The sequence below is a fragment of the Streptomyces flavalbus genome, assembly GCF_042674625.1.
Classification (GTDB): Bacteria; Actinomycetota; Actinomycetes; order Streptomycetales; family Streptomycetaceae; genus Streptomyces; species Streptomyces flavalbus.
Window position 1 is genome coordinate 251,517 of the sequence record NZ_JBHTEB010000001.1, and the last position, 23,989, is coordinate 275,505.

24 protein-coding genes are annotated in these 23,989 nt (G+C 72.5%); 13 read left to right on the top strand and 11 right to left on the bottom strand.

Annotation, left to right across the window (positions count from 1 at the left end; genetic code table 11):
- Window positions 1-122: 122 nt before the first annotated feature.
- On the top strand, window positions 123-1,136 hold the full coding sequence (locus ACFQZ6_RS01085) for a LacI family DNA-binding transcriptional regulator (RefSeq protein ID WP_381604428.1): 1,014 nt from the start codon (window positions 123-125) through the stop codon (window positions 1,134-1,136).
- 217 nt (window positions 1,137-1,353) lie between these two features.
- Here the strand turns inward: ACFQZ6_RS01085 and ACFQZ6_RS01090 are convergent, their stop codons facing one another.
- Window positions 1,354-1,824, bottom strand: coding sequence for a carboxymuconolactone decarboxylase family protein (locus ACFQZ6_RS01090; RefSeq protein ID WP_381604429.1), 471 nt, complete (start codon window positions 1,822-1,824; stop codon window positions 1,354-1,356).
- Between the two features lie 91 nt (window positions 1,825-1,915).
- A complete protein-coding gene (locus tag ACFQZ6_RS01095; RefSeq protein ID WP_381604430.1) occupies window positions 1,916-2,797 on the bottom strand; it encodes a sigma-70 family RNA polymerase sigma factor in 882 nt (293 codons plus the stop codon).
- Window positions 2,798-3,355: 558 nt separating this feature from the next.
- Here ACFQZ6_RS01095 and ACFQZ6_RS01100 point away from each other — a divergent pair.
- A complete protein-coding gene (locus ACFQZ6_RS01100; protein ID WP_381604431.1) occupies window positions 3,356-3,868 on the top strand; it encodes a hypothetical protein in 513 nt (170 codons plus the stop codon).
- Window positions 3,869-4,006: 138 nt separating this feature from the next.
- Here ACFQZ6_RS01100 and ACFQZ6_RS01105 read toward each other — a convergent pair whose 3' ends face one another.
- Entirely contained in the window at window positions 4,007-4,624 is a 618-nt protein-coding gene (locus ACFQZ6_RS01105) for a TetR/AcrR family transcriptional regulator (protein ID WP_381604432.1), read from the bottom strand.
- Window positions 4,625-4,762: 138 nt separating this feature from the next.
- On the opposite strand from ACFQZ6_RS01105, the gene ACFQZ6_RS01110 reads away from it, so the two are divergent.
- Both ACFQZ6_RS01110 and ACFQZ6_RS01115 read left to right on the top strand, forming a co-directional pair.
- Complete coding sequence (locus tag ACFQZ6_RS01110; protein WP_381604433.1) at window positions 4,763-5,713, top strand: NAD(P)-dependent oxidoreductase; 951 nt, start codon at window positions 4,763-4,765, stop codon at window positions 5,711-5,713.
- Between the two features lie 239 nt (window positions 5,714-5,952).
- A complete protein-coding gene (locus ACFQZ6_RS01115) occupies window positions 5,953-6,660 on the top strand; it encodes a S1 family peptidase (protein ID WP_381604434.1) in 708 nt (235 codons plus the stop codon).
- 102 nt (window positions 6,661-6,762) lie between these two features.
- Here ACFQZ6_RS01115 and ACFQZ6_RS01120 read toward each other — a convergent pair whose 3' ends face one another.
- Both ACFQZ6_RS01120 and ACFQZ6_RS01125 read right to left on the bottom strand, forming a co-directional pair.
- Window positions 6,763-6,975 (bottom strand): hypothetical protein, encoded by a 213-nt coding sequence (locus ACFQZ6_RS01120; RefSeq protein ID WP_381604435.1) that lies wholly within the window; start codon window positions 6,973-6,975, stop codon window positions 6,763-6,765.
- A gap of 386 nt (window positions 6,976-7,361) precedes the next feature.
- Window positions 7,362-8,246 (bottom strand): glycoside hydrolase family 19 protein, encoded by an 885-nt coding sequence (locus tag ACFQZ6_RS01125; RefSeq protein WP_381604436.1) that lies wholly within the window; start codon window positions 8,244-8,246, stop codon window positions 7,362-7,364.
- A 487-nt stretch (window positions 8,247-8,733) separates the two neighbouring features.
- Here ACFQZ6_RS01125 and ACFQZ6_RS01130 point away from each other — a divergent pair, with 487 nt between their 5' ends.
- Window positions 8,734-10,287 carry an FG-GAP-like repeat-containing protein gene (locus tag ACFQZ6_RS01130; protein ID WP_381604437.1) on the top strand — a complete coding sequence of 518 codons (1,554 nt, stop codon included), beginning with the start codon at window positions 8,734-8,736 and terminating at the stop codon, window positions 10,285-10,287.
- Window positions 10,288-10,408: 121 nt separating this feature from the next.
- Window positions 10,409-11,395 (top strand): L-threonylcarbamoyladenylate synthase, encoded by a 987-nt coding sequence (locus tag ACFQZ6_RS01135; protein WP_381604438.1) that lies wholly within the window; start codon window positions 10,409-10,411, stop codon window positions 11,393-11,395.
- A gap of 60 nt (window positions 11,396-11,455) precedes the next feature.
- On the opposite strand, the gene ACFQZ6_RS01140 is transcribed toward ACFQZ6_RS01135, so the two are convergent.
- From ACFQZ6_RS01140 to ACFQZ6_RS01150, 3 genes are all read right to left on the bottom strand, one after another.
- On the bottom strand, window positions 11,456-12,097 hold the full coding sequence (locus ACFQZ6_RS01140) for a carbonic anhydrase (RefSeq protein WP_381604439.1): 642 nt from the start codon (window positions 12,095-12,097) through the stop codon (window positions 11,456-11,458).
- 137 nt (window positions 12,098-12,234) lie between these two features.
- Complete coding sequence (locus ACFQZ6_RS01145; protein WP_381604440.1) at window positions 12,235-13,158, bottom strand: MBL fold metallo-hydrolase; 924 nt, start codon at window positions 13,156-13,158, stop codon at window positions 12,235-12,237.
- Window positions 13,142-14,449 (bottom strand): MFS transporter, encoded by a 1,308-nt coding sequence (locus ACFQZ6_RS01150; protein ID WP_381604441.1) that lies wholly within the window; start codon window positions 14,447-14,449, stop codon window positions 13,142-13,144. Before ACFQZ6_RS01150 ends, ACFQZ6_RS01145 begins: the two co-directional genes overlap by 17 nt.
- Before the next feature lie 101 nt (window positions 14,450-14,550).
- On the opposite strand from ACFQZ6_RS01150, the gene ACFQZ6_RS01155 reads away from it, so the two are divergent.
- The 4 genes from ACFQZ6_RS01155 (at window position 14,551) to ACFQZ6_RS01170 (ending at window position 17,862) form a co-directional block, all read left to right on the top strand.
- Entirely contained in the window at window positions 14,551-14,766 is a 216-nt protein-coding gene (locus tag ACFQZ6_RS01155) for a hypothetical protein (protein WP_381604442.1), read from the top strand.
- Window positions 14,753-16,138 carry an amidase gene (locus ACFQZ6_RS01160; RefSeq protein ID WP_381604443.1) on the top strand — a complete coding sequence of 462 codons (1,386 nt, stop codon included), beginning with the start codon at window positions 14,753-14,755 and terminating at the stop codon, window positions 16,136-16,138. The genes ACFQZ6_RS01155 and ACFQZ6_RS01160 overlap by 14 nt, the downstream gene beginning before the upstream one ends.
- Window positions 16,139-16,199: 61 nt before the next feature.
- Window positions 16,200-16,793 carry a TetR/AcrR family transcriptional regulator gene (locus ACFQZ6_RS01165; protein WP_381604444.1) on the top strand — a complete coding sequence of 198 codons (594 nt, stop codon included), beginning with the start codon at window positions 16,200-16,202 and terminating at the stop codon, window positions 16,791-16,793.
- 190 nt (window positions 16,794-16,983) lie between these two features.
- On the top strand, window positions 16,984-17,862 hold the full coding sequence (locus tag ACFQZ6_RS01170) for a GNAT family N-acetyltransferase (protein WP_381604445.1): 879 nt from the start codon (window positions 16,984-16,986) through the stop codon (window positions 17,860-17,862).
- Window positions 17,863-17,890: 28 nt separating this feature from the next.
- Here ACFQZ6_RS01170 and ACFQZ6_RS01175 read toward each other — a convergent pair whose 3' ends face one another.
- Complete coding sequence (locus tag ACFQZ6_RS01175; RefSeq protein WP_381604446.1) at window positions 17,891-18,811, bottom strand: AraC family transcriptional regulator; 921 nt, start codon at window positions 18,809-18,811, stop codon at window positions 17,891-17,893.
- A 76-nt stretch (window positions 18,812-18,887) separates the two neighbouring features.
- Here ACFQZ6_RS01175 and ACFQZ6_RS01180 point away from each other — a divergent pair, with 76 nt between their 5' ends.
- From ACFQZ6_RS01180 to ACFQZ6_RS01190, 3 genes are all read left to right on the top strand, one after another.
- Window positions 18,888-19,745, top strand: a complete 858-nt coding sequence (locus ACFQZ6_RS01180; RefSeq protein WP_381604447.1) for an alpha/beta fold hydrolase — start codon at window positions 18,888-18,890, stop codon at window positions 19,743-19,745.
- Between the two features lie 36 nt (window positions 19,746-19,781).
- Window positions 19,782-20,324, top strand: a complete 543-nt coding sequence (locus tag ACFQZ6_RS01185) for an FAD-dependent monooxygenase (RefSeq protein ID WP_381604448.1) — start codon at window positions 19,782-19,784, stop codon at window positions 20,322-20,324.
- Window positions 20,325-20,570: 246 nt separating this feature from the next.
- Window positions 20,571-21,413 (top strand): DUF1206 domain-containing protein, encoded by an 843-nt coding sequence (locus ACFQZ6_RS01190; RefSeq protein ID WP_381604449.1) that lies wholly within the window; start codon window positions 20,571-20,573, stop codon window positions 21,411-21,413.
- Window positions 21,414-21,686: 273 nt separating this feature from the next.
- Here the strand turns inward: ACFQZ6_RS01190 and ACFQZ6_RS01195 are convergent, their stop codons facing one another.
- Window positions 21,687-22,910 (bottom strand): hypothetical protein, encoded by a 1,224-nt coding sequence (locus tag ACFQZ6_RS01195; protein WP_381617972.1) that lies wholly within the window; start codon window positions 22,908-22,910, stop codon window positions 21,687-21,689.
- 231 nt (window positions 22,911-23,141) lie between these two features.
- Window positions 23,142-23,924 (bottom strand): hypothetical protein, encoded by a 783-nt coding sequence (locus tag ACFQZ6_RS01200; RefSeq protein WP_381617974.1) that lies wholly within the window; start codon window positions 23,922-23,924, stop codon window positions 23,142-23,144.
- Window positions 23,925-23,989 lie beyond the last annotated feature (65 nt).

The following is a 23,989-nucleotide window of genomic DNA, read 5'->3' on the forward strand; positions in this document are numbered from 1 at the left end:
GTCAATAGTCGGCGCGCTGTGCGACTTTCACAGGGTTACGTGGGTCCCGTGGACCGCGAGACTGGAAGCGCTCCCATATCTGCGTCTCTGAGCGCTCCGCGCCTGTGAAAGACTCCCGGGCCATGGCAGAAGCAGCGCCGCGTCGGCGTCCGACGCTCGACGAGGTGGCCGAACGCGCCGGTGTCTCCCGCTCCGTGGCCTCCCGCGCCCTCAACAACGCCCCGTACGTCAGCCGGGCCAAGCGCGAGGCCGTCGAACGGGCCGTGCGGCAACTCGGTTACGTCCCCAATCCGACGGCCCGCGCGCTGGCCACCCGGCAGACGGGAGCCGCCGCCCTGGTCGTCTCGGGAGAGGACCCGTCCATCTTCGCCGACCCGTTCTTCGCTCGGGTGATCGTCGGGGCGTCGGCCGCCCTGGACGAGGCGGACCTGCATCTGATGCTGTGCCTGGCCGCTTCCGACCGGGGCCGCAAGCGGGTCGAGGAACTCGTGCGGTCCAGGGGCGCGGACGGTGTCATGCTGATGGCGCTGCGCGAGGACGATCCGCTGACCCGGATGGCCGACGAGGCCCAGATGCCGGTCGTGTTCGGCGGGCGCCCGGTCGGTTCGGCCCCCCGGTGGTACGTGGACGTGGACAACGTCGGCGGAGCGCGCGAGGCGACCGAGCATCTGGTCTCACTCGGCCGGAGGCGCGTGGCCGTGATCTGCGGGCGTCTGGACACCGAGGCCGGGCGCGCCCGGTACCGCGGCTACCGCGACGCCATGCTGGGCGCCGGTCTCGATCCGTTCCCGCCGTTGGAGGGGGACTTCACCGAGCCCAGCGGCGCCGCCGCCATGGCCGCGCTGCTGGCCGAGCACCCCGACGTGGACGGGGTGTTCGCCGCCAACGACAACATGGCGGTGGGAGCGGTGCGCACCTTGCGGGAGGCCGGGCGACGGGTCCCCGGCGACGTCGCCGTGGTCGGCTTCGACGACCTGGCGGTCGCCCAGGTCGCCGATCCGCCGCTCACCACCGTCCATCAGCCCATAGAGGCCCTGGGGCGGGAGATGGCGCGTATGCTCGTCGCGCTCGTCAACGGGCAGGACCCCACCCCGCTGCTCCTCCCCACCCGCCTGACCATCCGGGCCAGCGCCTGACCGCGCGCACGGAATCGGCCCTCGCGGCCCTCTCCTCCCGTGGGACGAACAGCTTCCCGAAGCCGGAGGACAGGTGGACGGCGGTCACCAGGCCGGTGAGGCCCCACAGTGCGGTGTCCACGAGTGTTGTCTCTGGCCGAGGTCCGAGGTGGCGGCCCCGGGCGAGCCCGGTCTCGTCCCGCGTCCGCCCGAGCGCCTGAGGGGGGGAGGGTCCGCGTCAGAGGAACTGACCGGGCTGGTACTCCCCTCCGGGCATCCGCGTGATCACGTTCAGCCGGTTGAAGGCGTTGATCGTGCCGATCAGCGCCACCAGAGCCATGAGCTGGTCGTCGTCGTAGTGCTTCGCCGCGTTCGCCCACGCCTCGTCGGTGACGCCGCCGGAGTCGGCGAGGCGGGTGCCCTGGTCGGTGAGCTCCAGCGCCGCCCGCTCCGCCTCGGTGTAGACGGTGGTCTCCCGCCATGCCCCGACCAGGTTGATCCGCACCATGCTCTCACCGGCGGCCGCGGCGTCCTTGGTGTGCATGTCGAGGCAGGCGCCGCAGCCGTTGATCTGGCTGGCGCGGATCTTCACCAGTTCCTGCACCGCCTTCGGCAGCGCCGAGTCGGTGATGGCCTTGTTCGACGAGATGATGTGCTTGGCCCACTTCGACGCGACCTCGTTGGCCATCCAGTTGGTCCGGGGTTCCATCTCGGTCTCTCCTTCGTCTTCGGATGCTTGCACCCCTACGACGAAGCCCTCCGCCAGGACGTAACAACGCCGCGCTGGCGCTCGACCTGCGCTACTGGGGTCGCTCGGGCAGACCCATCGCATCGAGGCGCTTGCGGTCGCTGACGGTCAGGAGTTCGACGATCCGGCCGTCGACCACGGTGCACCCCACCACGCCGAGCACCTTGTCCTTCGCACCCCAGGCCACGAACCCGGGCTCGCCGTTGAGCAGGACCGGGAGCACCGAGGTCATCGACCGCATACCGAGCAGGATCGGACCGGCCACCTCGGCCGCCCCGACCGTGGTCATCACACCCTGCGGGTGGTACGTGCGCCAGGTCACCTGTGGATCGAGCAGCCGTACGAGCCCTTCGAAGTCCCCGTCGCGTGCCGCGGCGAGAAACGCGTCGACCACGGCGCGTCGACGCCGCGGCTCCTCCTCCGGCGGCGATGTGCCCCGCACCTTCCGGCGGGCCCGGCTGGCGAGCATCTTGGTCGCGTCGGTGGACCGCCCGACGATCTCGCCGATCTCGGCGAAGGGCACCGCGAACATGTCATGCAGGACGAACGCCAGCCGCTCGGCGGGGGTGAGGGTGTCGAGTACCACCAGCAGTGCCAGCCCGACCGATTCGGCGAGCACCGCGTCGTCCTCGGGTGCCGTCCCGTCGTCCACGGTCACCACCAGCTCGGGCAGCCGGTCCTCGTACGACAGCACGGCCCGGGTCTTGCGCGACCGCAGTACGTCGAGGCAGACCCGGCCGACCACGGTGGTCAGCCAGCCAGCCAGGTTGTCGATGGCCGCCGCGTCCTGCCGCGCCAGCCGGATCCACACCTCCTGCACCGCGTCCTCGGCGTCCGCCCGCGACCCGAGCATCCGGTGGGCGACCGCCACCAGTCGCCCACGCTGCTCCTCGAAGGCTCCCGCCAGTACTTCGGTCGGACCTGGTCCGGTCATGTGGTTACCTTCCTCGCGTGAACACCGTCATGATCATGACGAGCCCGGGGGCGCCGAGGTAACAGTTCGACACGCATCCCGCTGGAGACGCGGCGAAGTTGCCGCTGCCCCAGCCGACGTCCAGGGCGCCGGGTCCGCCCCTCACGAGCAGCGCCCTGAGCCGCCACAACTGGCTGACTCCACGGCGAGGCCGAGCGGACGGTCCAACTACGACGTGCTCGCTCGCCCGGGTGCTGGCCGAGCGCTATGGACCCGATCAGCTCACCATGGCGTACTACGCGGCCCAGTACCCTGGCCTGGAGCCGCTCGTCCATGGGGTGCCGATCGCCCGGAGACGTTCTCCGCCGTCTTCGCACCGGCGCGCGCGGCGGGTATGCCCACGGTCGTCGACCGCTCCCGGCTCACCTGGGCCAACGGCCTGGACGAGAGCGCGAACGGCGTGGCCTGCTCAACGGCGCGTCCTTCCTCGTCTCCGCGCTGTTCCTCGCCACGCTCACGCTGCGACCGGGCGGACGAGCGCGCGGTGGGCCGACGGGCCTGGGGCCCGCGCTGCGGCTGGTGCGGGAACGTCCAACGCTGCTGGGCGCGCTGACCCTGTGTGCGCTGTGGCCGGTCGCGGGAGGAGCGCTCAGTGTGCTCCTCACCGTGTACGCCTTCCAGACCTTCGGCGCGGGCCAGGTCGGCGTCGGCGTTCTTTACGGCTCGCTCGGCACCGGGTACGTCATCGGGGGCCTGCTCGCCCGCACGGGGACGGCCGCAGCCGCCTCCCACGGCCCACGACTGGCCGCTGGCTGCTATGTCGCCGAGGGTGCCCTCTACGCACTCGCCAGTCAGGCCCCCGGCCTGGGGGCGGCCGGTACCCTGCTCGCCACGGGGTCGGCTTGTGCGGCCGTCGGCAACGCCGGCCAGATCCTGTCGATGCTGGCCGCGGGCGCCGCGCTCAGCGTCGTGGACGCCCGCCTCTGCGGTCTGGTGGCCGGTGTCTTCCTGACCGTCACCTCCCTGCTGGTCCTTCTCGGAACGCGCGCTACCGCAGCAGCGCCTCCTCCAGAGCACCGCGGTGCCGACTGATCCACTCCACCGCGCCGTGGATCGCGGCCCATGGCGCACCGCTGCCCTGAGCGGGCGTCCCGGTGAGCGGGGCGCCTCATCTGCGCGCCGGTGCTGGTGCCGCTGTCGGTGCCGGTGCCGGTGGCGTACGCGCGCGAGTCACCGCACCTTGCGCGCGGCGTCCTCGACGGCGGCGTCGAGCAGCGGTCCGAGTTCCTGGACCACGGTCGTCAGGGCGCGTACGTCCCGCTCGGCGCGGGCGATGAGGAGGGCGCCCTCCAGAGCGCTGATCATGAGCGTCGCGAGCGACTCGGCTCGCGCCCGCGGCACGCCCATGCCCGCCAGGGCCCCGGCCACCGGGTCGGTCCAGACAGAGAACGCGGCAGCCGCGGCCTTACGCGTGGAGGCGGTGGACTCCGCGCAGTCCACCGTCGCGGCGGCCACCGGGCATCCGCCCGCGAAGCCGACGGAGGCGTACTCGTCGGTCCACTGGCGCACCATCTCGGCGAACAGCCCGGCGGGGGTCGGCTCGGGCAGGGCGGCGAGGAAGCGGGCCACGCGGTTGGCCGCGTACCGGCCCGCCCAGCCCACGGCCTCGTTGACCAGTTGTTCCTTGCCTCCCGGGAAGTAGTGCTGGAGCGAGCCGCGCGGCGCCTGCGCATGGGCCGCGACCTCGCGCATCCCCGTCGCGGCGACCCCGTCGCGCCGGATCAACTGGGCCGCGCTGAAGACCATCCGCTCGCGTGGTCCGCGTGCGGACGCCTGCGGCGCTGTCATCTCGGCCTCCGGGACTGGGTTGTGCGAGCACTTCGCCGCCACTCTATGACCGCGGTCATAGCAGCGGCTACTATGACCGCTGTCATAAGCGGTTGCGACGGCGGTTCCGCTCCAGCGGGCCGGGAACGGCGGTGCATCGTGCCCGTGGGGTTCATCGGACTCGGGGTCATGGGGCAGCCCATGGCCCTCAACCTGGCTCGCGCCGGGACCGACCTCGTCGTATGGAACCGCACGCCGAGCCGGTGCGCGTCCCTGCGTGCGGCCGGTGCCGAGGTCGCGGACCATCCCGCCGAGGTCTTCGCGCGGGCCGACGTCGTGTTCCTCATGCTGGCCGACGAGGGGGCGGTCGACGCGGTGCTGGGCCGGGGGACCCCGCGGTTCGCCGCCCTCGTCGCCGGACGCACCGTGGTCCACATGGGGACGACCTCGCCGGAGTACTCCGGCAGCCTCCAGGACGACATCCGGGCCGCGGGCGGACGGTACGCCGAGGCGCCGGTCTCCGGTTCCCGGGTCCCGGCGGAACAGGGGGAGTTGGTGGCGATGCTGGCCGGTGACGAGGAGGCCGTGGCCGCCGTACGGCCACTGCTCGCCCCCATGTGCCGCCAGACGTTCGACTGCGGTCCCGTCCCGAACGCCTTGCTGCTGAAGCTCACCGTCAACCTGTTCCTGATCACCCAGGTGACCGGCCTCGCCGAGGCGTTCCACTTCGCCGGTCGGCACGGACTCGACCAGCGCCTGCTCCGAGAGGTCCTGGACGCGAGTCCGATGGCCAGCTCCGTATCCCGGATGAAGACGCCCAAGCTGCTGTCCCGTGACTTCGCCGTCCAGGCAGCCGCCGCGGACGTCCTCAACAACAACCGGCTGATCGCCGAAGCCGCCCGCAAGGCGGGCGCCGCCTCCCCGCTCCTCGACGTCTGCCACACCCTCTTCGGCGAGACGGTGGCGCGGGGACACGGCCACGAGGACATGGTGGCCGTCCTGCGGGCCCTGGAGGCCCGCACCGACGGTGAAGAACCGGCACCCGGCGGGATCCGCGGGAGGCGGCCGGGCAGAGCGACGCCTGCCCACGCCGACGGCCCTGCCACGTAGCGCCGTTGGCAGGACTGGCCGACCAGTGGCCTCTGGGGTCGAGTTCCTGCAACGGAGCCTGTATGGCTAGCTCACGCCGTTGATGACCTTGTCCGGCTGGAAGGCCCGGTGACTGGCTCCAGGCAGCACCGCGGCCACCCGGGTTCGCCGCCGCCGCGACCTTGTGGTTGGCGGCTTTCGGCCTGACCATACGGGCCGAGGAGACCCACAATGGCAGGTACATGACGTAGGAGGCCAGCGTGAGCACGGTGAGTTCCGACAGACCCCTCCGAACCATCCTCCGGGCCATCGTCGTACTGGCGTTGCTCCTGGGCTGGTCCGCCACCGTCGGATCGGCTGCACATGCCGACCAGCGAGCGGGGCGACAGGCGGCCATCGCGGTGCGCGGGGGCGACACCCTCTACAGCACCACCACCCGCTGCACCGTGGGCTTCAACGCCCGCTCCGGCACCACGCTGTACGCACTCGTCTCCGGCCGGTGTGCCCAGGGCGCCCAGACCTGGTACGCCGACCCCGCCCTGACCATCGTCGTCGGCGTCACCGCGGGCGTGAGCTTCCCGGGCAACGACTACGCGAGCATCCGGTACACCAACACGGCAGTCTCCTACCCGGGCGAGGTCTCGCTGGGCGCCGGTACCCGCGACATCACCAACGCGGCGAACCCCGCCGTCGGGCAGTCCGTCTGCCACGTCGGACGGACCACCGGGTACCGCTGCGGGACCGTCCAGGCCGTGAACCTCACCATCAACTACGGCGGAGGAACCGTATACGGGCTGTTCCGGTCGAACATCTGCTCAGAGCCCGGAGACAGCGGCGGCCCGGCCTTCTCAGGCGGCACCGCTCTCGGCATCATCGTCGGCAGCAGCGGGAACTGCAGCTCGGGAGGCTTCACCTACTACCAGCCGGTGGTCGAGTGGCTGTCGGCGTACGGCCTGAGCGTCTACTGAGCCAGCCGAGCCGACCGACCACGCGACACTCCCACGCGGCGCATTCGCTGTTGTGACTCAGGGCGAGAGCCCGCGTGTCCCGACGAAGGCCAGACCGAGTTGTCAGGATGTCCAGCAGGTGTGGGTGAACCAGGTCTGGACTTCGTCGGGGGGCAGTACGCGAGTCAGCTCCGCCGTGCCCGGGAGCATCGGGAAGAACCGGTCGGCGTTCCAACTGCGCTGGCACAGCGGCTCGTCCAGCATCAGCAGGCGGCGCCCCTCCGCCACCCCGCGCGAGCCGCTGTCGCCATGGCCGTCGGCGTGGGGTCCGTACAAGGTGGTGATCGACGGGATTCTGCGGGCGGGCGCCTGGATGCGGTGCTGAGCCCGTCAGGCCGTCGGCCGGGCTTGATCAGTTCCCGGGGGCGCGTCCGACCGGTCGCTGGGACAGGGGGCGTGGGGAGTCAAGTTCGCGACATTGCCGAGCCCGGCCGACTCCGCCAGCGGTCAGAAGGCGGTGCGAGGGGTGTGTGGGGAGTAGGCAGGAGCGGCCGGGACGACACGCCCCCGGCCGTGATGGACGCGCGACAGCACCTCCGTGACGCCTTCTCCCGGATCCGCCCGCGCACCCTGCGGGTCTACCGAGGTGAGCGCGAGATGCGCGGGCGGTTTCTGAGGCGGGAGGGGGCGTGGGTCGTTCGACCCCGGGCCCCTCCCCCTCGTCAGCAGTACAGGTTGCCGCCCGGCGCCACGCCGAGGATCTGGGTGAAGCGCTGGTAGGTGGAGACGCGGCTCTGGACCTGGGCCGGGTTGCGGCCGTCGCACTCCAGGGAGCCGTTGATGCTGCGGATGGTCTGGCCGAAGCCCGCGCCGTTCACCATGGCGTTGTGGGGGGTCATGGTGCCAGGGCCGGTCTGGGTGTTCCAGTACCACAGGCCGGTCTTCCAGGCGACGGAGGCGTCGTTCTGCACCAGCCACGGGTTGGTGAGCAGCGGCAGGCCCAACGCGTCGCCTGCCGCCTTGTAGTTGAAGTTCCAGCTGAGCTGGATCGGGCCGCGCCCGTAGTAGGCGGCCTGCCCGGCCGGACAGCCGTAGGGCTGGCTCCAGTCGCAGTAGTGCGGGTAGTTGGCGGTGTTCTGCTCGACGATGTGCACCAGACCGCCGGTCTCGTGGCTGACGTTGGCGAGGAAGGCGGCGGCCTCCTGCTTCTTCACGGTGTCGCTGCCGGTGTTGGCGAAGCCGGGGTACGCGCTGAGCGCCGCGGTGAGGCCGCTGTAGGTGTAGAACGAGTTCCGGTTCGGGAACATCTGGTTGAACTGCGCCTCGGTCACCACGAAGCTGCCGACCGGGGTGCCGGAGTCGCAGGGGTAGGGGTCCCAGTACCAGGTGCTGATGGTGGGGTCGTAGCCCGGGTTGGCGTGCTCGGCGATGTAGGCCTTGCCGTCGGTGTAGCGCACGATGTCGCCCGTGTTGTACGACCGTCCGGCGGCCCAGGCGGGATAGCTGGAGCACGTGGCGGCGGAGGCGCCGGAGGCGGGCAGCAGCACCGGGGTGCTGGCACCGAGGGCGAGCGCGGCGAGGACGGCGGCGGTACGGCGTCGGGGCATGGTCGACTCCTTCGCGGGGCACGGCCGCACCCGTGCGGGGCCGGGGCGGGCCTCGACCCCGCGCGAACGCACCGGATGGCCCGGCTGCGGCGTGGGGGGGGCGGCCGTGGTGGGGGGTGGTGGTGCCACACTCCCGCATTGGTATGTACCAGTCAAGGGTTTAGACCAGTCAACGCCCGCGTCCATCCGGCCTGTTACCCCGGGACGTCTCAGTCGGCGGCCCCGGCGAAACCGGCGGCGGCCCGGTTCGCCGTCGCGCCGCTCGCACTGAGCGACGAAGACGAAGACAAGGACAGGCCGATCCGCAGGTGGCGGGACGCCACCTGCTGGTGTAGGGGTCGCGCTCCCGCCCAGGCCCGCCCAAGCAGCCTGTGAGGTGCTCAGCTTGGCCGCAGTTCGGTCTCGGCCTGGTGAACCGTGATGCAGTGCACGGCATCGCGTACGAGCGTGTGACCATGCGCTTCGATACCGGGACCACTTCGACTTCGTGGTCAGCGACACCGTGGGCGGCACCCAGACGGCCGTGCCCGCGCTGTACGACGCCAGCCTGGACAACAACTGCGCGCTGTTCATCCCCACCGGCTACGAGTGCTACCTGAACGAGCCGTACACGACGGCTGTCACCCCGAGCATCCTGGTCGTCGGCCTGCCGGAGAAGGCTTCGCAGACCACGTACAAGGCCGAACTGGTCTGCACGTTCTCGATCTGCGGCACCGAGAAGCCCAGCGTCGGCACCGTCACCCTGGCCAGCGGCGCCAGCGGCACCCAGGTCACCGTGACCCTGACGGGCACCGCCCTGCACGAGGACGACAAGGTGCGGATCACCAGGTCCGGCACCACGGTCGAGTCGACCACCACCTCGGTGGCCGCCGACCGGAAGTCGATGAAGGCCGTGCTGGACCTGACGGGGCTGGCGCCGGGCGACTGGAACCTCAGCGTCATCACCCACATCAACTGGGAGTACGCGCGCGGCACCTTCACCGTCACCCCGGCACCGCTGCGCAACACCGGGCAGCCCACCGTCACCGGCCCCGCCCGGGTCGGCGCGAAGCTCACCGCCGGGCCCGGAGCCTGGACGCCGAGCGCGGACTCGTACACCTACCAGTGGAAGGCGGACGGCCAGGCGGTCTCCGGGGCCACCGGTGCCACGTACGTCGTGCCCGCCGCGCTGCGCGGCAAGAAGCTGAGCGTGGCCGTCACCGCGGTGAAGAGCGGCTGGCGGAGCACGACGGCGGAGTCCACCGCACGCGTCATCACGGCGGCGGCCCGCGACCACGTCGGGGCCGGTTCCGTGCCGGACGGCCGCGGCGACCTGCTGACGCTGAACTCCAGCGGTGCGCTCACCTTCCACCACGGAACCGGTACGGGGACCTTCTCCGGCAAGACCAGCGGCTCGGGCTGGCCGACCTCCATCAAGGCGGTTCCGTTCGGGGACGTCAACGGCGACCGGTGCAACGACGTCCTGGTGCGCACGTCCAGCGGCGCCCTGCGGGCGTACCGGCCGGGCTGCGGCAAGGCGGTCACCCCGTCGACGCCGTACGTCTCCCTCGGCACCGGCTGGAACCAGTACGACCTGCTCACCTCACCCGGCGACCTCACCGGCGACGGGCGGGCCGACCTGATCACCCGCAACTCCAGCACCGGCGCGGTGTACCTGCACAAGGGCACCAGCGACGGGAAACTGGCGGCGCGGGTGAAGCTCTACGACAACTGGAAGAAGTACAAGAAGATCATCGGCGCCGGTGACCTCAACGGCGACGGGATCGGCGATCTGCTGGCCCAGGACACCTCGAACGAGCTGTGGCGCTACGACGGCACGGGCGGCGGGAAGTTCACCGCCCGCACGAAGGTCTTCGACGACTGGGGCACGTCGTACAACGCCGTCGTCGGCGTGGGCGACATCACCGGCGACGGCAAGGCGGACCTCGTCTGCCGCGACACCAGCGGCAACCTGTACCGGCAGAGCGGCAACGGCAAGGGCTCCTTCGCCGGACGGGTGAAGATCGCCACCAACTGGCAGGGGTACCGGGCGGTCCTGTAGCCGTCCGCCCGCCAGCGACCACCGCCGGGCCCGGGTCTGCCGACCTGGGCCCGGCGGTGTCGTGTCGAGCGAGAGGGCCGACGGGGAGGCCCTCGCCGCGGGGCTCAGGCGCTCTCCTAGGATGGTGCGGGTGACAGCAACACCGATGGAGATCGAGAAGGCAGCCGGTGTGCTGCGCGCTGGCGGCCTGGTCGCCCTCCCCACCGAGACCGTCTACGGACTGGGCGCCAACGCCGAGGACCCCGTCAGCGTCTCGCGGATCTTCCAGGTCAAGGGACGCCCGCCCACGCATCCGCTGATCGTCCACATCGGGGGCGCGCAGCAGTTGGACGACTGGGTCCAGGACGTACCGCCAGCGGCGCGCCTGCTGGCCGAGCACCTCTGGCCCGGGCCCCTCACGCTGGTCCTGCGGCGCGGTGACCGGGTGCCCCTGGAAGCGACCGGCGGCCTTGAGACGGTGGCCGTGCGCGTGCCCCGCCACCCGGTCGCGCTCGCGCTGCTGTCGGCCTTCGGCGGCGGGGTCACGGCGCCGTCCGCCAACCGCTTCGGACAGGTCAGCCCCACGACCGCGGACGATGTCCGGGCTGAGCTGGGGGACGCGGTCGACTTCGTGCTGGACGGCGGCCCCTGCCAGGTCGGTGTCGAGTCGACCATCGTCGACGTGACGGGCGGGACGCCGAGCATCCTGCGGCCCGGCGGGGTGACGCGTGAGGACCTCGAAGCGGTACTGGGGTGTCCGCTCGCGGTGCCCGCGACCAGCCGCGTCCGGGTGCCGGGGCAGCATCCGTCCCACTACGCGCCGCGCGCGCGGGTCGTGCTCGTGGAGCCGGAGAGGGTCGTCGCCGAAGCGGAACGCGCGCGGGAGCAGGGGCACAAGGTGGGCGTCTTCCTGCCCGCAGCGTTCGCCGACGCTCCCGTGCGGGCGCACGCCGTGGTGACGGTCCCCCCGTCGATGGCGGCCTACGCGCGCGAGCTGTACCGGCACCTGCGCGAACTCGACCGGCAGGGCTGCGACCTCATCGTCGCCTCGCTGCCGACGGAGGAGGGGCTGGGGCTCGCGATCGCCAACCGCCTCCGCCGCGCGGCAGGGCCCCGGCTCACCGCGTAACCAGCAGTGACGCCCCCGGCCCGGCGGCCGGGGGCGCGGTCGGCTCCGTGAGCAGGGTGGTCAGGACGCGGTGGGGACCGCCGCGTCCAGGCCACGGGAGGCGACGAGCCGGGCGCTGCCGTCGGCCAGGCGGTAGGACAGCCCGACCACGCCGAGGCGACCGGCGGCCACCCGCTCGGCCAGCAGGCGGGAGCGGTCGAGCAGCAGGTCCACCGTGTTCTCGATGTGCTCGGCCAGGATCTCGTCGGCCGTGTCCCGTCCGTCGGCGCGGGCCGCCAGCACACTCGGGGTCACCCGCTCGACCACGTCACGGACGAAGCCGCCGGGCGTCTTGCCGTCCTCCAGGGCGGAGCGGGCCGCCGCGACGGCACCGCACGAGTCGTGGCCGAGGACGACGACCAGCGGCGCGTTGAGGACTCCCACACCGAACTCGATGGAACCGAGCACCTCCGTGCCCGCCACATGGCCTGCCGTCCGCACGACGAACAGGTCCCCCAGTCCCCGGTCGAAGATGATCTCGGCGGCCAGTCGTGAGTCGGAGCACCCGAACAGCACGGCGAAGGGCTGCTGGGACGGCGCCGTCTCGGCACGGCGGGCGGCATCCTGATTCGGATGCTCGGGGGTTCCTGACACGAAGCGCTGGTTACCGGCCAGCAGCAACTCGAAGGCGTCGCGGGGCGTCGGAGTCTGGATCTCTGCCATGGCCGCAGCTTACGAGGCAGCACCCGCTGTGACACCGCCTGGGGGTCCGGTCCCCACCCACGTCTGCCGGTTCGGGCGCTGACCGGCGCAGGCGGCACCCCCACGCGCCGGGCGCCTCAGCACTCCGGCGGACACGGTCACGTCGCGTTCGTACGGTGATCCGGGCCGACCGGCGAGAGCCGGTACGCGCCGCCCCGCGTCACCACGCGCCCCGCGGTGGGCGGTGCGAAGTGCGTGCCCATCAGCAGGGTGTCGGTGTCGGCGAGGGAGGCGAGCAGCGTGCGGCGGCTCCGCTCGGCGAGGGGCGGGTCGATGTCGACGCAACTGCCGATGGCGGGGTGCGCGAACTGCACGGGGTGGTGCACGCAGTCGCCGCTGATCAGTGCCGAGGCCCCGTTGCCGCCGTCGACCCGGACGGCCAGGTGCCCGGGGGTGTGACCGGGTGTGGGCAGCAGCCACACGCCGGGGGCGACCTGGGCGCCGTCGTCCCCGACGTCGACGACGTCGAGGAGCCCCGCCTCGGCCACCGGGTCGACGGAGTCACGGAACATCTGCCGACGCGGTTCGTCCATGTCGTACGCCGCCCAGAAGTCCCGCTCCACGCGGGAGACGAGGTAGCGGGCCCGGGGGAAGGTGGGCACCCAACGGCCGCCCTCCGCGCGGGTGTTCCAGCCGACGTGGTCGGTGTGCAGGTGGGTGAGGAGCACCAGGTCGACGCTGTCCGGGGGGAAACCGGCGGCGGTCAGCCGGTCCAGGTAGCCGGTGTCCAGGTCGTGCCAGGCCGGGTTGGCGCGCTGCTTGCCGTTGCCGATGCCGGTGTCGACCACGACGCGCAGTCCGCCGGTGGAGAACGCGAAGCTGTGGCTGTCGATGCGCAGCACGCCGTCGGCGTCGGCGAAGTGGGGGCGCAGCCACGCCTCCTCGGTGACGAGCTGGGGGGTGGCGTCGGGCAGCAGCCAGGGGCCGGTGGCGGGGGGCAGGGGCAGTTCGTCGACGCGGTGGACGGTGATGCCGCCGACGGTCCAGGAGGGGAGGGTGTGGGGGTCAGTGGCCGTGGTCATGGTCCTTGGTCTCCTTCGTGGTCCGGTGCAGGAGGGGGAGGCTGAGGGCAGCGAGCACCGCGGTGCTCGTGGCGTGGGCGTGGGCGACGGCGGTGAGGCCGTGGTGCACGGTGGCGGCGCCCGCGGCGACGGCGGGCAGGCTCATGGAGAGGTAGCAGAGCACCTGGTACGCCGCGAGGGTGCCGGTGCGCCCGTGGCCGGGCAGCGCGGCGAGGGTCAGGCGGAGTCCGCCTTGGGTGACCGCGCCGAAGGCGGCGCCCGCGAGCGCCGCGCCGCCGCACAGCGCGGGCAGGCCTGCGCCGTGGGTGGCGTAGAGGGTCAGGGCCGCGGCCGGTACGACCGTGGCGCAGCCGACCTCCAGGGTGGTGCGCGGCGCGGTGCGGCGCAGGGCGAGGGTCGTGAGGGCCGCCGTGGCGGTGAGGGTGAACAGCGGCAGGCCGCTGGCGGCGGGCGCGGTGTGCGGGGCGATGGCTCGGACGAGGGCCGGGCCGAGGGAGGAGTGGAAGCCGCCGAGGGCCCAGACGGCGGCCACCGCGGGGCCCGCGCGCAGCAGGGTGCGGCGGGCGGACGGCGGTACGGCGAGGTGGGGGCGCAGGGAGCGCCAGGCGCCGTGCCTGCGGTCGGCCGTCTCGGGGGCGCGGGCCACGGCCACCGCCTGGCCGGTGAAGACCGCCGCCAGCAACAGGTACACGGTGACGGTCGGGGCGGGTGCGAAGCGGGTCAGCAGGGTGGAGAGCAGCACTCCGGCCGCCATGCCCGCCACCGGGGCGATGGTGTTGGCGAGCGCGGAGCGCCGGGGGCGGGTGGGGTCGGTGAGGTCCAGCAGGGCGGCGCCCGCCGCGCTCGTCGCGGTGCCGGTGGCCACGCCCTGGAGGATTCGGGCGGCGATCAGGGCGTCGGGCCCGTCAGCCGTGGCGAGCAGCAGCATGGCGAGGGTCTCGGCGGCCAGCGCGGTCACGAGTACGGGGCGGCGCCCCAGGTGGTCGGAGAGCGCCCCGGTGGTCAGCAGGGCCAGCAGCAGGGCGAGGGCGTAGGCGCTGAAGACGACGGTCACGGTGAGCGCGGACAGGTCCCACTGTTCCTGGTAGCGGGGGTAGAGCGGGGTGGGCGCGCTGGACGCGGCGAGCAGGGTGACCAGGACGGAGGCGTCCAGGGCGAAGGCGGCGGAGGCGCGGGGGGATGGTCGGGTCGCGGGGCGGTCGCAGGGAGCGGGGTGGGGACGGGGGTGGGGACGGGGGTGGGTCGCGCACCGGGGGTCGGGCGCGGCGGCGCCTGGTGAGGCGCTGGGCATGGGACTCCTCCCAGGAGCTAAAAGCAATGGGTTTGCGTTAAGGAACCGTAGGCCCTACCGTCAGCTAAAGCAAACCGTTAGCTTTTACGTCGGGAGTCCCCGTGTCCTCATCACTTCCGGAACTCGCCCCGCCCGAGGCCGCCCGCTGGGCGGCCCGCTGCGGCCTGCCGCTGGGCGCCGACCGCCACACCCTCGTGGCGGCCACCGCCGAGTACATCCACTCCGTGGTCTCGGTCCTGCGCGAGCTGGACTTCGGCGACGTCCCGCCCGCGGCGGCCTTCCAGGCCGGGAAGGAGCGGCACCGTGCGGCCGTATGAGATGTCCCTGTCCGAGGCCGCGGACGCGGTACGGCAGCGGCTGCTGTCCCCCGTCGAGCTGGTGGACTCGGTGCTGGAGCGCGTCGAGGAGGTGGAGCCGCACCTCGGGGCCTTCGTGACGGTGACCGCGCGGCGGGCCCGGGAAGCGGCGCGCGAGGCCGAGCGGGAGATCGCCGCCGGTCGCCACCGCGGGCCGCTGCACGGCGTCCCCATGGGCCTGAAGGACCTGATCGACGTCGCGGGCGAGGCGACGACCGCCAGCTCCGCCGTGCGCGCCGGTCACCTCGCCGCCGCCGACAGCGCCGTCCACGCCCGGCTGGCCGCCGCCGGGGCGGTGCTCGTGGGCAAGACGCACACCCATGAGTTCGCCTACGGGCTGACCACCCCGCAGACCCGCAACGCCTGGCGGCCGGAGCGCGTCGCCGGGGGGTCGAGCGGGGGCTCGGCGGTGGCCGTGGCCGCGGGGGCGGCGGTGTTCGCCCTGGGCACGGACACCGGTGGCTCCATCCGCGTGCCCGCGGCACTGAACGGCGTCGTCGGGCTGAAGCCGACGTACGACCTGGTCCCCCGGGACGGGGTGACCTCGCTGTCCTGGTCGCTGGACCACGTCGGCCCGCTCACCCGCACGGTGCGCGACGCGGCGCTGGTGCTGCCGGTGCTGGCGGGCCGCGACGCGCGCGTGGCGGCGGAGACCGGCGCCGGGCTGGACGAGCTGCGCGGGCTGCGGGTCGGCGTACCGCGCAACTACTACTTCGAGCGGGTCGACCCCCAGGTGGAGGCCGCGGTGCGGCGCGCCATCGCACGGCTTGAGGAGCTGGGCGCGGTCACCACCGAGGTGGAGATCCCGATGACCCGCTACATCCAGGCGACCCAGTGGGGCCTGATGGTCCCGGAGGCCACCGCCTACCACGAGCGGACGCTGCGGGCCGTGCCCGACCTCTACCAGGCCGACGTGCGCGTCCTGCTGGAGGCCGGGGAACTGATGCCCGCCGGGGACTACCTGCGGGCGCAGCGGGCGCGCACCCTGATGCGCCGGGAGTGGGCCCGCACGCTGGCCAACGTCGACGTCATCGCCGCGCCCTCGGTGCCGGTGACCGCGGTACCGGCCGGGCGGGAGAGCCTCACCTGGGCCGACGGCACCGTGGAGAGCGTCTCCGACGCCTACGTACGCCTGTCCGCCCCGGCCAACATCACGGGGCTGCCGTCGCTGTCCCTGCCCGTGGGCCAGGACGGTGACGGGATGCCCATCGCCATGCAGTTGCTGGGCCGGCCGCTCGGCGAGGACGTGCTGCTGCGGGCGGGCATGGCCTACGAGCGGGCGCAGCCCGTACGGCGGCCGGTGTCGCCGGAGCACGGCGCGGCGGCGGCCTGACCACGGGGTGGGACCCGGCGGCACACCGCTAGACGCAATGTCTTTGCTTTAAGGTGGTGGCATGAGCCGTAAGCCGATGGTGCGCCCCGGGGGGCGCAGCGCCCGGGTGCAGCAGTCGGTGCACACCGCGGTCCGCGAACTGACGGCGGAGGTCGGCCGTGAGGCACTGACCGTGCCCCTGGTCGCGGCCCGCGCCGGAGTCACCCCGTCCACCGTCTACCGCCGCTGGGGCGACCTCCAGGAACTGCTGTCCGACGTGGCGGTGGAGCGCCTGCGCCCCGAGACGCCACCGGACGACCGGGGCGGCCTCACCGCGGACCTGACGGTCTGGGCCGAGCAGTTCCTGGAGGAGATGTCCTCTCCCCCGGGCCGCGCCTACATCCGCGACGCCCTGCTCGGCGACCCCGAAGGCACCAACGCCGGGCAGTGCTCGGCGTACGCGGCCGAGCAGATCGACGTCATCCTCGACCGGGCGGCGGCCCGTGGGGAGCCCGTCCCCGACACCGAGACGGTCATCGACCGCGTCGTCGCGCCGATGATGTACCGCATCCTCTTCCGCCCGGGACTCATGGACCCGGCGTACGCCCGGCACCTGGTCGGCGGCCTCCTGGGCGAGGCCACGGCCGGGGAGACCGCGGCGCTGCAACCACGCTGACCGCGCGGTCGTAGTGCGGGCCAGGCTGATAACCCGTTGCCCAGGAGCAGTCAGCCAGCTAAGTTCACCCAGCCGCCTGCGTTGGTGCGGGGCGGCGCCGTCGACGAGGAGGTGTGGAGCACATGCGCAGGAGTGCCCAGGTGTTGAGCTCGCGTACTGACCTTTGCCACCTCCTCACGACGGAGACGTCTTGTCCCTTCGCATCACCCCACTGACCGACCCCGCTCACGGCCCGCACGGCCAGCGCCTCGCCTGGCTGGCGTCGGACGCGGACTCCATCCCTGCCGGGACGGCCTTCCTGCGCCTTCTCGACGGCGGCCAGGAACACCTCGCCGAACTCGACCTCCGTGTCCATCCCGCGGAGCGCCGCAAGGGCGTCGGCTCCCGGCTCCTCGACGCTGCCCTGGCCACCGCCCGGGACAACGCCCGACGCCGTGTCGTCGCGCACGCGGAAGCCGGATCGCCCGGCGACCACTTCCTGTCAGCGCGCGGCTTCCGGAAGGTCCTCACCCTCAGGTACACCCGCCTGGCGATGGCCGAGGTGGATACCGCCCTCCTCGCTGGGATCGTCGAGCGTCCGCATCCCGGCTACCGGCTGACGTCATGGCGGGGAACCGTCCCCGACGACCTCGCCCGGACGTTCGCCGCCTCACGCCGCGCCATGGACGACATGCCCATGGACGACGCCGAGTACGGCACCGTGGGCTGGGACGTGGACCGCGTGCGGGCCGCGGCGAAGGCAGTCGAACAGCGCGGCGACCACCTGCACACCGTCGTCGCCATCGACACATCCACCGGCTCGATCGCTGGCTTCACCGAACTCGTCATCCCCGGCGACGGCACAGGCGACGGCCAGCACTACGGCACCGGTGTGCTGCCGGAGCACCGTGGACACGGCCTCGGCCAGTGGATGAAGGCCGAGTCGATCCGACAGGCCCACAGGGACTACCCGGACCTCGATGGCCTCCTGACCGACACCGCCGACAGCAACGCGCACATGCGGCGGATCAACGACGGTCTGGGCTACACACCCACGCACACGACACACCAGTACCAGCTCGACCTCTAGCGGAGAGCGGACGGGCCGGACCAGGGCATCACCCCGCCCGGCCTGTCCGCGGGCGGGAGCCGGGGACGCGGCGGCGGCTCCCGTTCGCCGTGGCCTTGCTCGTCCACGCGGTGGTCCCGTGGCGGCTGGGCCACGCGAGGTCGTCAACGGCGAGAAACGGTTCGTCGGCCACGGTCGCGGGGGTCGCCCCGGTGAACGTCATGACGTCCCGATGCAGGTGGGACTGGTCGGCATAGCCGGTTTCGGCCGCGACCTCGGCCGCGCTTCCCCCCGCGACCAGGCGGTGGGCGGCGTGGTCGAAACGGACCAGCCTCACGGCGCGCTTGGGCGGCAGACCGAGCTGCGACCGGAACCTGGACCACAGCCGCTTACGGCTCCATCCGACCTCGGCGGCGAGTCCGTCGACGCGGGTCATGCCCCGGCTGCGGACGATTCGGTGCCAGGCCCAGGCCACCTCCGGGTCCACCCGCGCCCCCACCTCGTACCGGCGGGCGAGCAGCGCGTCCGTCAACGCGAAGCGCCCCTGCCACGAAGGGACCTCGCCGAGTTGCTCGCGGATCCGGGACGCCTCCCGGCCCCACAGGTCGCCCAGCGACACGACGGCGCCGTCGAGGTCGGCGGGAGAGGCGCCCAGAACCGCGCGTGCGATCACCGGGGACAGCCGTACCTGAACACACTCGACGTTCTCCCCTCGCGCCCGGACCGCGCCTCCGGACCCGAACCCGGGCCCGGCGACGATGCTTCCCCGCTGTTGCCGCCCACCGGCACAGTCAAGGACGGGCGCGCCGGGGCCGAACTCCAGGAGCAGGGTCACGGCCGGGTGCGGGACCATCCGGAGCGCGTCCAGGTCACGGACACGGAACCCGGCCATGGTGAGACCGGCCACCTGGCTGGGCTGCCGCGGGCACGCGACGTCCCATACGGCCGCCCCATGCATGAAAGTCCGCACCGCCCCATGCTAGGTGAGCCGACGAAGGGAACATTCATCCAATCCGTCGGTGGGCACCGGCGGCGACAGTGGGCTCATGACTGTTTCCGACGGCGGACCGCCCGTGAACGGCGACACCGAGACCACCGGGAGTTCGATCCTGTCGCTGGACGACGGGGACATCCACGTATGCCAGGACGGCCCTCGCGACGCGCCCGCGCTCCTGCTCATCCACGGGTCCGCGTCCTCGACCCGCTCGTGGAACCCGCTGGTTCCGCTGCTGTCCGGGTCCCACCGTGTCATCCGGATCGACCTGCTCGGGCACGGCCGGTCGGCCAAACCGACCGACCGCGGCTACGCGCTCCCGGACCAGGCGCGCCGGGCTGGCGCGGTGCTGGACCGGCTCGGCGTCGAGCGGGCCGTGGTCGTCGGCCACTCCAGCGGCGGCGCGGTCGCCACCGCCCTCGCCGAACAGCGGGCCGACCTGGTGACCGCGCTCGTGCTCATCAACACCGGGCCCCGTCTGGACGCCTTCATCGCACCGCGGACCGACGCGATCGGACTCGCGCGGTGGCCGCCGACCGACGAGCAGATCCGCCACTTCGCGAGCACTGGTGTCAGCCGACCCGGCTACCAGATCCCCTCGGAGCTTCTGGACGAGGTGCGCTGCATGACCCACCACACACTCACCAGGACGATGCAGGCCACCCGCGACTACCTGGAGCGGCAGGCCCTCCCGGACCGGCTGGCGGCCCTCGGCAAGCCACTGTTGGTGATCTTCGGCGAGGAAGACCGCCGGTGGCGATCCTCCTCCGCCGCCGACTACCGCCTCGTCCCGGGCGCGAAGGTCGAGTTGCTGCCCGGTCTCGGACACTCACCCCTACTCGAGGATCCCCCGCGGACCGCCATCCCCCTGCTGGCCTTCACCACGGCCCACGCCGCACGCGTGGACTGACTGACCTGAATGACCTGAAGGACAAGGAGGGGTGCCATGCGGATTCTCATCTCCGGCGCCAGCGTCGCCGGTCCGGTGCTGGCGTACTGGCTCACCAGACACGGCTTCGCCGTCACCGTCGTCGAGCGCGCGCCGACCCTGCGCAGGACCGGCGGCCACGCGGTCGACCTGTTCCGGCCCGCGATGAACATCTCGGAGAAGATGGGCGTACTTCCGCGCATCGAGGAGCGAGCCACCGGCACCGACCGGATGACCGTCTACCGGGAGAAGGCACGGCGTCCCGTCCGGGTAGACCTCTCCAGGATCTTCAGCGCCGCCTCCGACCGGCACGTCGAGATCATGCGCGACGACCTGAGCGAGATCTACCACGACGCCACGCGCGACGACGTCGAATACGTCTTCGGCGACTCGATCACCGCGCTCCCGCCCGACGGCGAGGTGCGGTTCGAGAACGCGGCGCCGCGCCGCTTCGACCTCGTCGTCGGAGCGGACGGGCTGCACTCGAACGTGCGTCGTCCCGTCTTCGGCGACGAGCCCCGCTTCAAGGCCTTGACAGCGCGGACCAGTGGGGGGCCATGAGGTCATCATCCGCCCCGCGCCGATGCCGAGTTGCGTGTCGGGCGGCCTGCGCGGCCCACCGGATCGCCTTTCTCGGAGCGCGGGCGGCCCCGTCCTCCGCCCTCCACCTGAACCACCGGTCCGTCGGTGGGGCGGGCGCCAGCCGACGCGGGCGGTCAGGCCGGATTGCCGCTCAGCGCAGCGGCCCGAAGGTCGGCCGCCGTTTTCGCGCGGCCAACCAGGGCATCCGATGCGCGGAGGTGGACCGTGAACTCATCGACCACGCTGCTCCCCCGCGGACGGGCCGGGGCACGGAAGGCGGCCGACAGCCAGGTCGTCGAAGCGGCGGCGCGCTGGGGACTGGCCGCTCGCGGCGTCATCTACGGACTGGTCGGCGTCATCGCCCTGCGGATCGCCCTCGACGGCACCAGGGAGCAGGCCGACCGAGGAGGGGCGCTCTCCGAGCTCGCCGACCGCCCCTTCGGATCGGTGCTGTTGTGGGCCGTCGGTGTCGGCTTGGCGGGGATGGCGCTCTGGCGGCTGACGGAGGCCCTGTTCGGAGCGTCCGGGCCCGACGGCCGCAAGACGAGCAAGCGGCTGCTCTCCGGGGCCCGCGCGCTGTTCTACGGGTTCATCGCGGCCTCCGTGCTGGCGATGGCCAGCGGGTCCTCGTCGTCGGCCAGCGGCTCCGGCGACCAGCAGTCCCGGGACGTGACAGCGCGGGCCCTGGAGCTGCCCGCGGGTCAGTGGATCGTCGGCGCGGCCGGTGTGGTCGCCGTCGGCGCGGGCCTGTGGATGGCGGGCCGCGCCGTCACCCGCCGCTACCGCAAGCACCTGCGGGGCGGGCAGATGCCCCGCTGGGCATGGCGGGTCACGAACGTGTGCGGGGTGGGCGGGGGCGTGGCGAGGGGAATCGTGTTCGCCGCCGTCGGTGCCTTCGTCGTCCGTGCCGCGGCCGAGGCCCGACCGGGCAAGGCGAAGGGTTTCGACGACACCCTGCGTTCGTTCGCCACCACCCAGGCTGGCCCGTGGCTGCTGGTGGCCGTGGCCGTCGGCCTCGTACTGTTCGGTCTGTTCTCCTTCGCCATGGCACGCTGGCGCCGGGTGTGACGACCCGCCCCGGCGGCCGACCTCGGCTGTGCGGTGCTGCCGCCGGATCTCACGGTGGCCGCCGGTGTCTCCCGACGAGATCGCCAAGTAGCCGTCGAGGTAACACTCCAGCGGACGTGACCCGACACGATCCACGCTTGACCTCAACCGGGGTTGAGGAAGGAGAGTCGAGTCATGACCGCTCACGACTCGACGACGCTCCTTTTCCACAACACCATGCGCATCACCGACGGCCACTTGGAGGAGTTCCGCGACGCCATCGTCCAGGCAGTGTCATTCGCAGCGCAGCACGGGCCGCAGTTGATGGTGGAGAGCTTCATTGACGAGGAACGAATGCTGGCCCACAGCTTCCAGCTCTATCAGGACTCCGACGCGGTCCGCGTTCACTGGGAGCTGGCGGACCCGTACATCCAGGAGGTGATGAAGCACTGCCGAGTGGAACGCTTCGAAGTGTTCGGTGAGCCGGACGCCGACGTGGCAGCGGGCGTGCGCTCGGCCCTCGGCGACCAGTGCGAGCTGACGTTCAGCCCCCGCATCGTCGGCTTCGTCCGCGTCCCCACCCCGGACATCGCGCATAGCTTCACGATCCTCAGCCCTCCGCAAGGCGGCGGCCAGGCCAACCACCAGCGGTCCACAGTCCACGGCGCCGTCGAAGGCTCGTATGTCCTCCGCCGCGCCGTCACGCGACGGGACCACCGGTTCGTCCCCTTCGCTGTCCGGGGCATCCTGCCAGGCCACGGTCGCGCGCACCGCGAGCCAGCGTGCGAGATGGTCCGGTACGGGCGCGGCGGGTTGTGCGCCTTCATCCGGCCGCAGCGACAGCGCGAGGCGCTCCGCGACGTCGTCGACCAGCAGCGGGTCGGGGCCGGTCCAACTGGCGAACCGTCCGCCGATCGCCTCGTCGACCAGTTCCTGCGCGAGGTCGGCGTCGACGCCCCAGTGGCTGAGGAACCAGGTGAGCACCTGATGGCAGTGCCCGTACCAGCCGCTGCCGCAGCCGGTGCGGTCGGTCACCTGCAGGATCAGGTTCCGGGCGGCGCACTCCCAGAGGATTCGTTGGTCCTCCACGTCGGCCAGGTCCAACGGGTAGGCGTCGAACCACCCGGCGAGGCTCTCCAGCCACGCGCGCCACTCGCCCAACGCCGCGACGACCCGGGTGAGCGTCTCCTCGGGAGTGGTGATCGAGTCCCGCGGACAGCACCAGTTCCCGACCGGGCCTCCATCGAAGTCGCCCTCGTCGTGTGCCCAGCGCCAGCCCACGGCCCAGCGGCCGTAGCGCTTGACGAGGGCGTGTGACATGGCGTCGGCCCAGGGCCGTCCCTCCTCCCAGCTCCAAGCGCTCATCGCCGGATCGCTGAAGGGGAGGTCGGGGCGGCTGGGCACCCTCCGGGCGGGCCCGAGTGTCCGCACCACCTGCGGTGCCGACGCGCTGTCGAAGAAATGCCGGGCAGGGTTGACATCGTCCCAGTCCAGGTAACCGGGGGACAGCTCGACCATCACCGCGCAAGCCTGCCCGTCCGCCCGGTTGCGGCTCAAGTCGATTATCGCGGGGCCGGAGAAGCGCGCGGGCGACGCCCGGTGCGCGGCGAGCCGGGTGTGCCCAAGTGCCGCCGACTGCCCACAGGGGCCTTGGGGTTGAGCGGAGTGGTGCCCGGCCCCGCGTGCCCCCTCGGGCTCAAGCGATAGGACCGTGAACGGTTCCCCCGCCCGGACCAAGGCGTTGAGGGATCAGCCGTGGTCGAGTCGCGGCAGCGACGCGCAGAGACGCTCGGGAAGTTCCGGCAGGACGTTGTGGATTCCGGCGCACCCTGCGTCGCCGTTCGTGGCTACCGGCCGCCAGCCCGAGGGTCCGGCCCGGTAGAACCAGCGCTGGGAGACAGCCGAGGAGGAGCACCCGTCGCCGACATCGCCGCACACCGGCCCCATCCGGGTCGACAGGTCCAGCACCAGCCACGTGTCGTCGCAGCCGCGCTCCTCCCAACTCGTGTGCCGGGGGATGTCCGTGTCGTTGACCGCCTGCTGGTACGAGGAGTCAGTACAGCGCGGTGGCGTGGGATCGCAGCCGTTCTCACCGCACTCCCGCAAGGCGGGTGGGGTGGCACCGACGGGGGTGTACACCTCCATGCTGTTCACCATGACCCTGCGGGAGCCCAGGGGCTCGCCCAGCTTCACCGTCGCTTGGACCCGCCGCGTGCCGGTGCAGCCAGAGCCCTGGTCCTGGGCACGGGTCTCGTACGTGACCTTCGCGTAGACCGTGCCGTGCTCGACGGTCTCGAGTTCACCGCGCAGGTCGCGCACGCACTCGCCTGCCCCGTCGGGCACTTCGGCGTCGACCACCAGAGACCGGCCGCCGTCGGCGGTACGGACGCCGTCGATGGCGATCGGAGCGGCCAGCGTCCAGGCGGCGGCCGTGGCCGTACCTGCCGCCTCCTCACCGGTCCCGGCGGTCTCTGCGGTCCCGGCGGTCTCGGCGGTCTCGGAACCGCAGCCAGCGACGGCCACCAGGGCCATGCCGAGCACGACTCCCCATATCCCCCGCTGCCGCCGCACGCCATGCCCCTATCCGCCGAAGGACC

Bases quoted from the DNA above. Each gene is read 5' to 3' on its own strand.
- ACFQZ6_RS01195 (WP_381617972.1), bottom strand. From the start codon at position 22,910: ATGGTCGAGCTGTCCCCCGGTTACCTGGACTGGGACGATGTCAACCCT.
- ACFQZ6_RS01125 (WP_381604436.1), bottom strand. From the start codon at position 8,246: ATGCCCCGACGCCGTACCGCCGCCGTCCTCGCCGCGCTCGCCCTCGGT.
- ACFQZ6_RS01185 (WP_381604448.1), top strand. From the start codon at position 19,782: ATGCGGATTCTCATCTCCGGCGCCAGCGTCGCCGGTCCGGTGCTGGCG.
- ACFQZ6_RS01095 (WP_381604430.1), bottom strand. From the start codon at position 2,797: ATGACCGGACCAGGTCCGACCGAAGTACTGGCGGGAGCCTTCGAGGAG.
- ACFQZ6_RS01150 (WP_381604441.1), bottom strand. From the start codon at position 14,449: ATGCCCAGCGCCTCACCAGGCGCCGCCGCGCCCGACCCCCGGTGCGCG.
- ACFQZ6_RS01165 (WP_381604444.1), top strand. From the start codon at position 16,200: ATGAGCCGTAAGCCGATGGTGCGCCCCGGGGGGCGCAGCGCCCGGGTG.
- ACFQZ6_RS01180 (WP_381604447.1), top strand. From the start codon at position 18,888: ATGACTGTTTCCGACGGCGGACCGCCCGTGAACGGCGACACCGAGACC.
- ACFQZ6_RS01145 (WP_381604440.1), bottom strand. From the start codon at position 13,158: ATGACCACGGCCACTGACCCCCACACCCTCCCCTCCTGGACCGTCGGC.
- ACFQZ6_RS01090 (WP_381604429.1), bottom strand. From the start codon at position 1,824: ATGGAACCCCGGACCAACTGGATGGCCAACGAGGTCGCGTCGAAGTGG.
- ACFQZ6_RS01135 (WP_381604438.1), top strand. From the start codon at position 10,409: ATGGTGCGGGTGACAGCAACACCGATGGAGATCGAGAAGGCAGCCGGT.
- ACFQZ6_RS01140 (WP_381604439.1), bottom strand. From the start codon at position 12,097: ATGGCAGAGATCCAGACTCCGACGCCCCGCGACGCCTTCGAGTTGCTG.
- ACFQZ6_RS01085 (WP_381604428.1), top strand. From the start codon at position 123: ATGGCAGAAGCAGCGCCGCGTCGGCGTCCGACGCTCGACGAGGTGGCC.
- ACFQZ6_RS01105 (WP_381604432.1), bottom strand. From the start codon at position 4,624: ATGACAGCGCCGCAGGCGTCCGCACGCGGACCACGCGAGCGGATGGTC.
- ACFQZ6_RS01200 (WP_381617974.1), bottom strand. From the start codon at position 23,924: ATGGCCCTGGTGGCCGTCGCTGGCTGCGGTTCCGAGACCGCCGAGACC.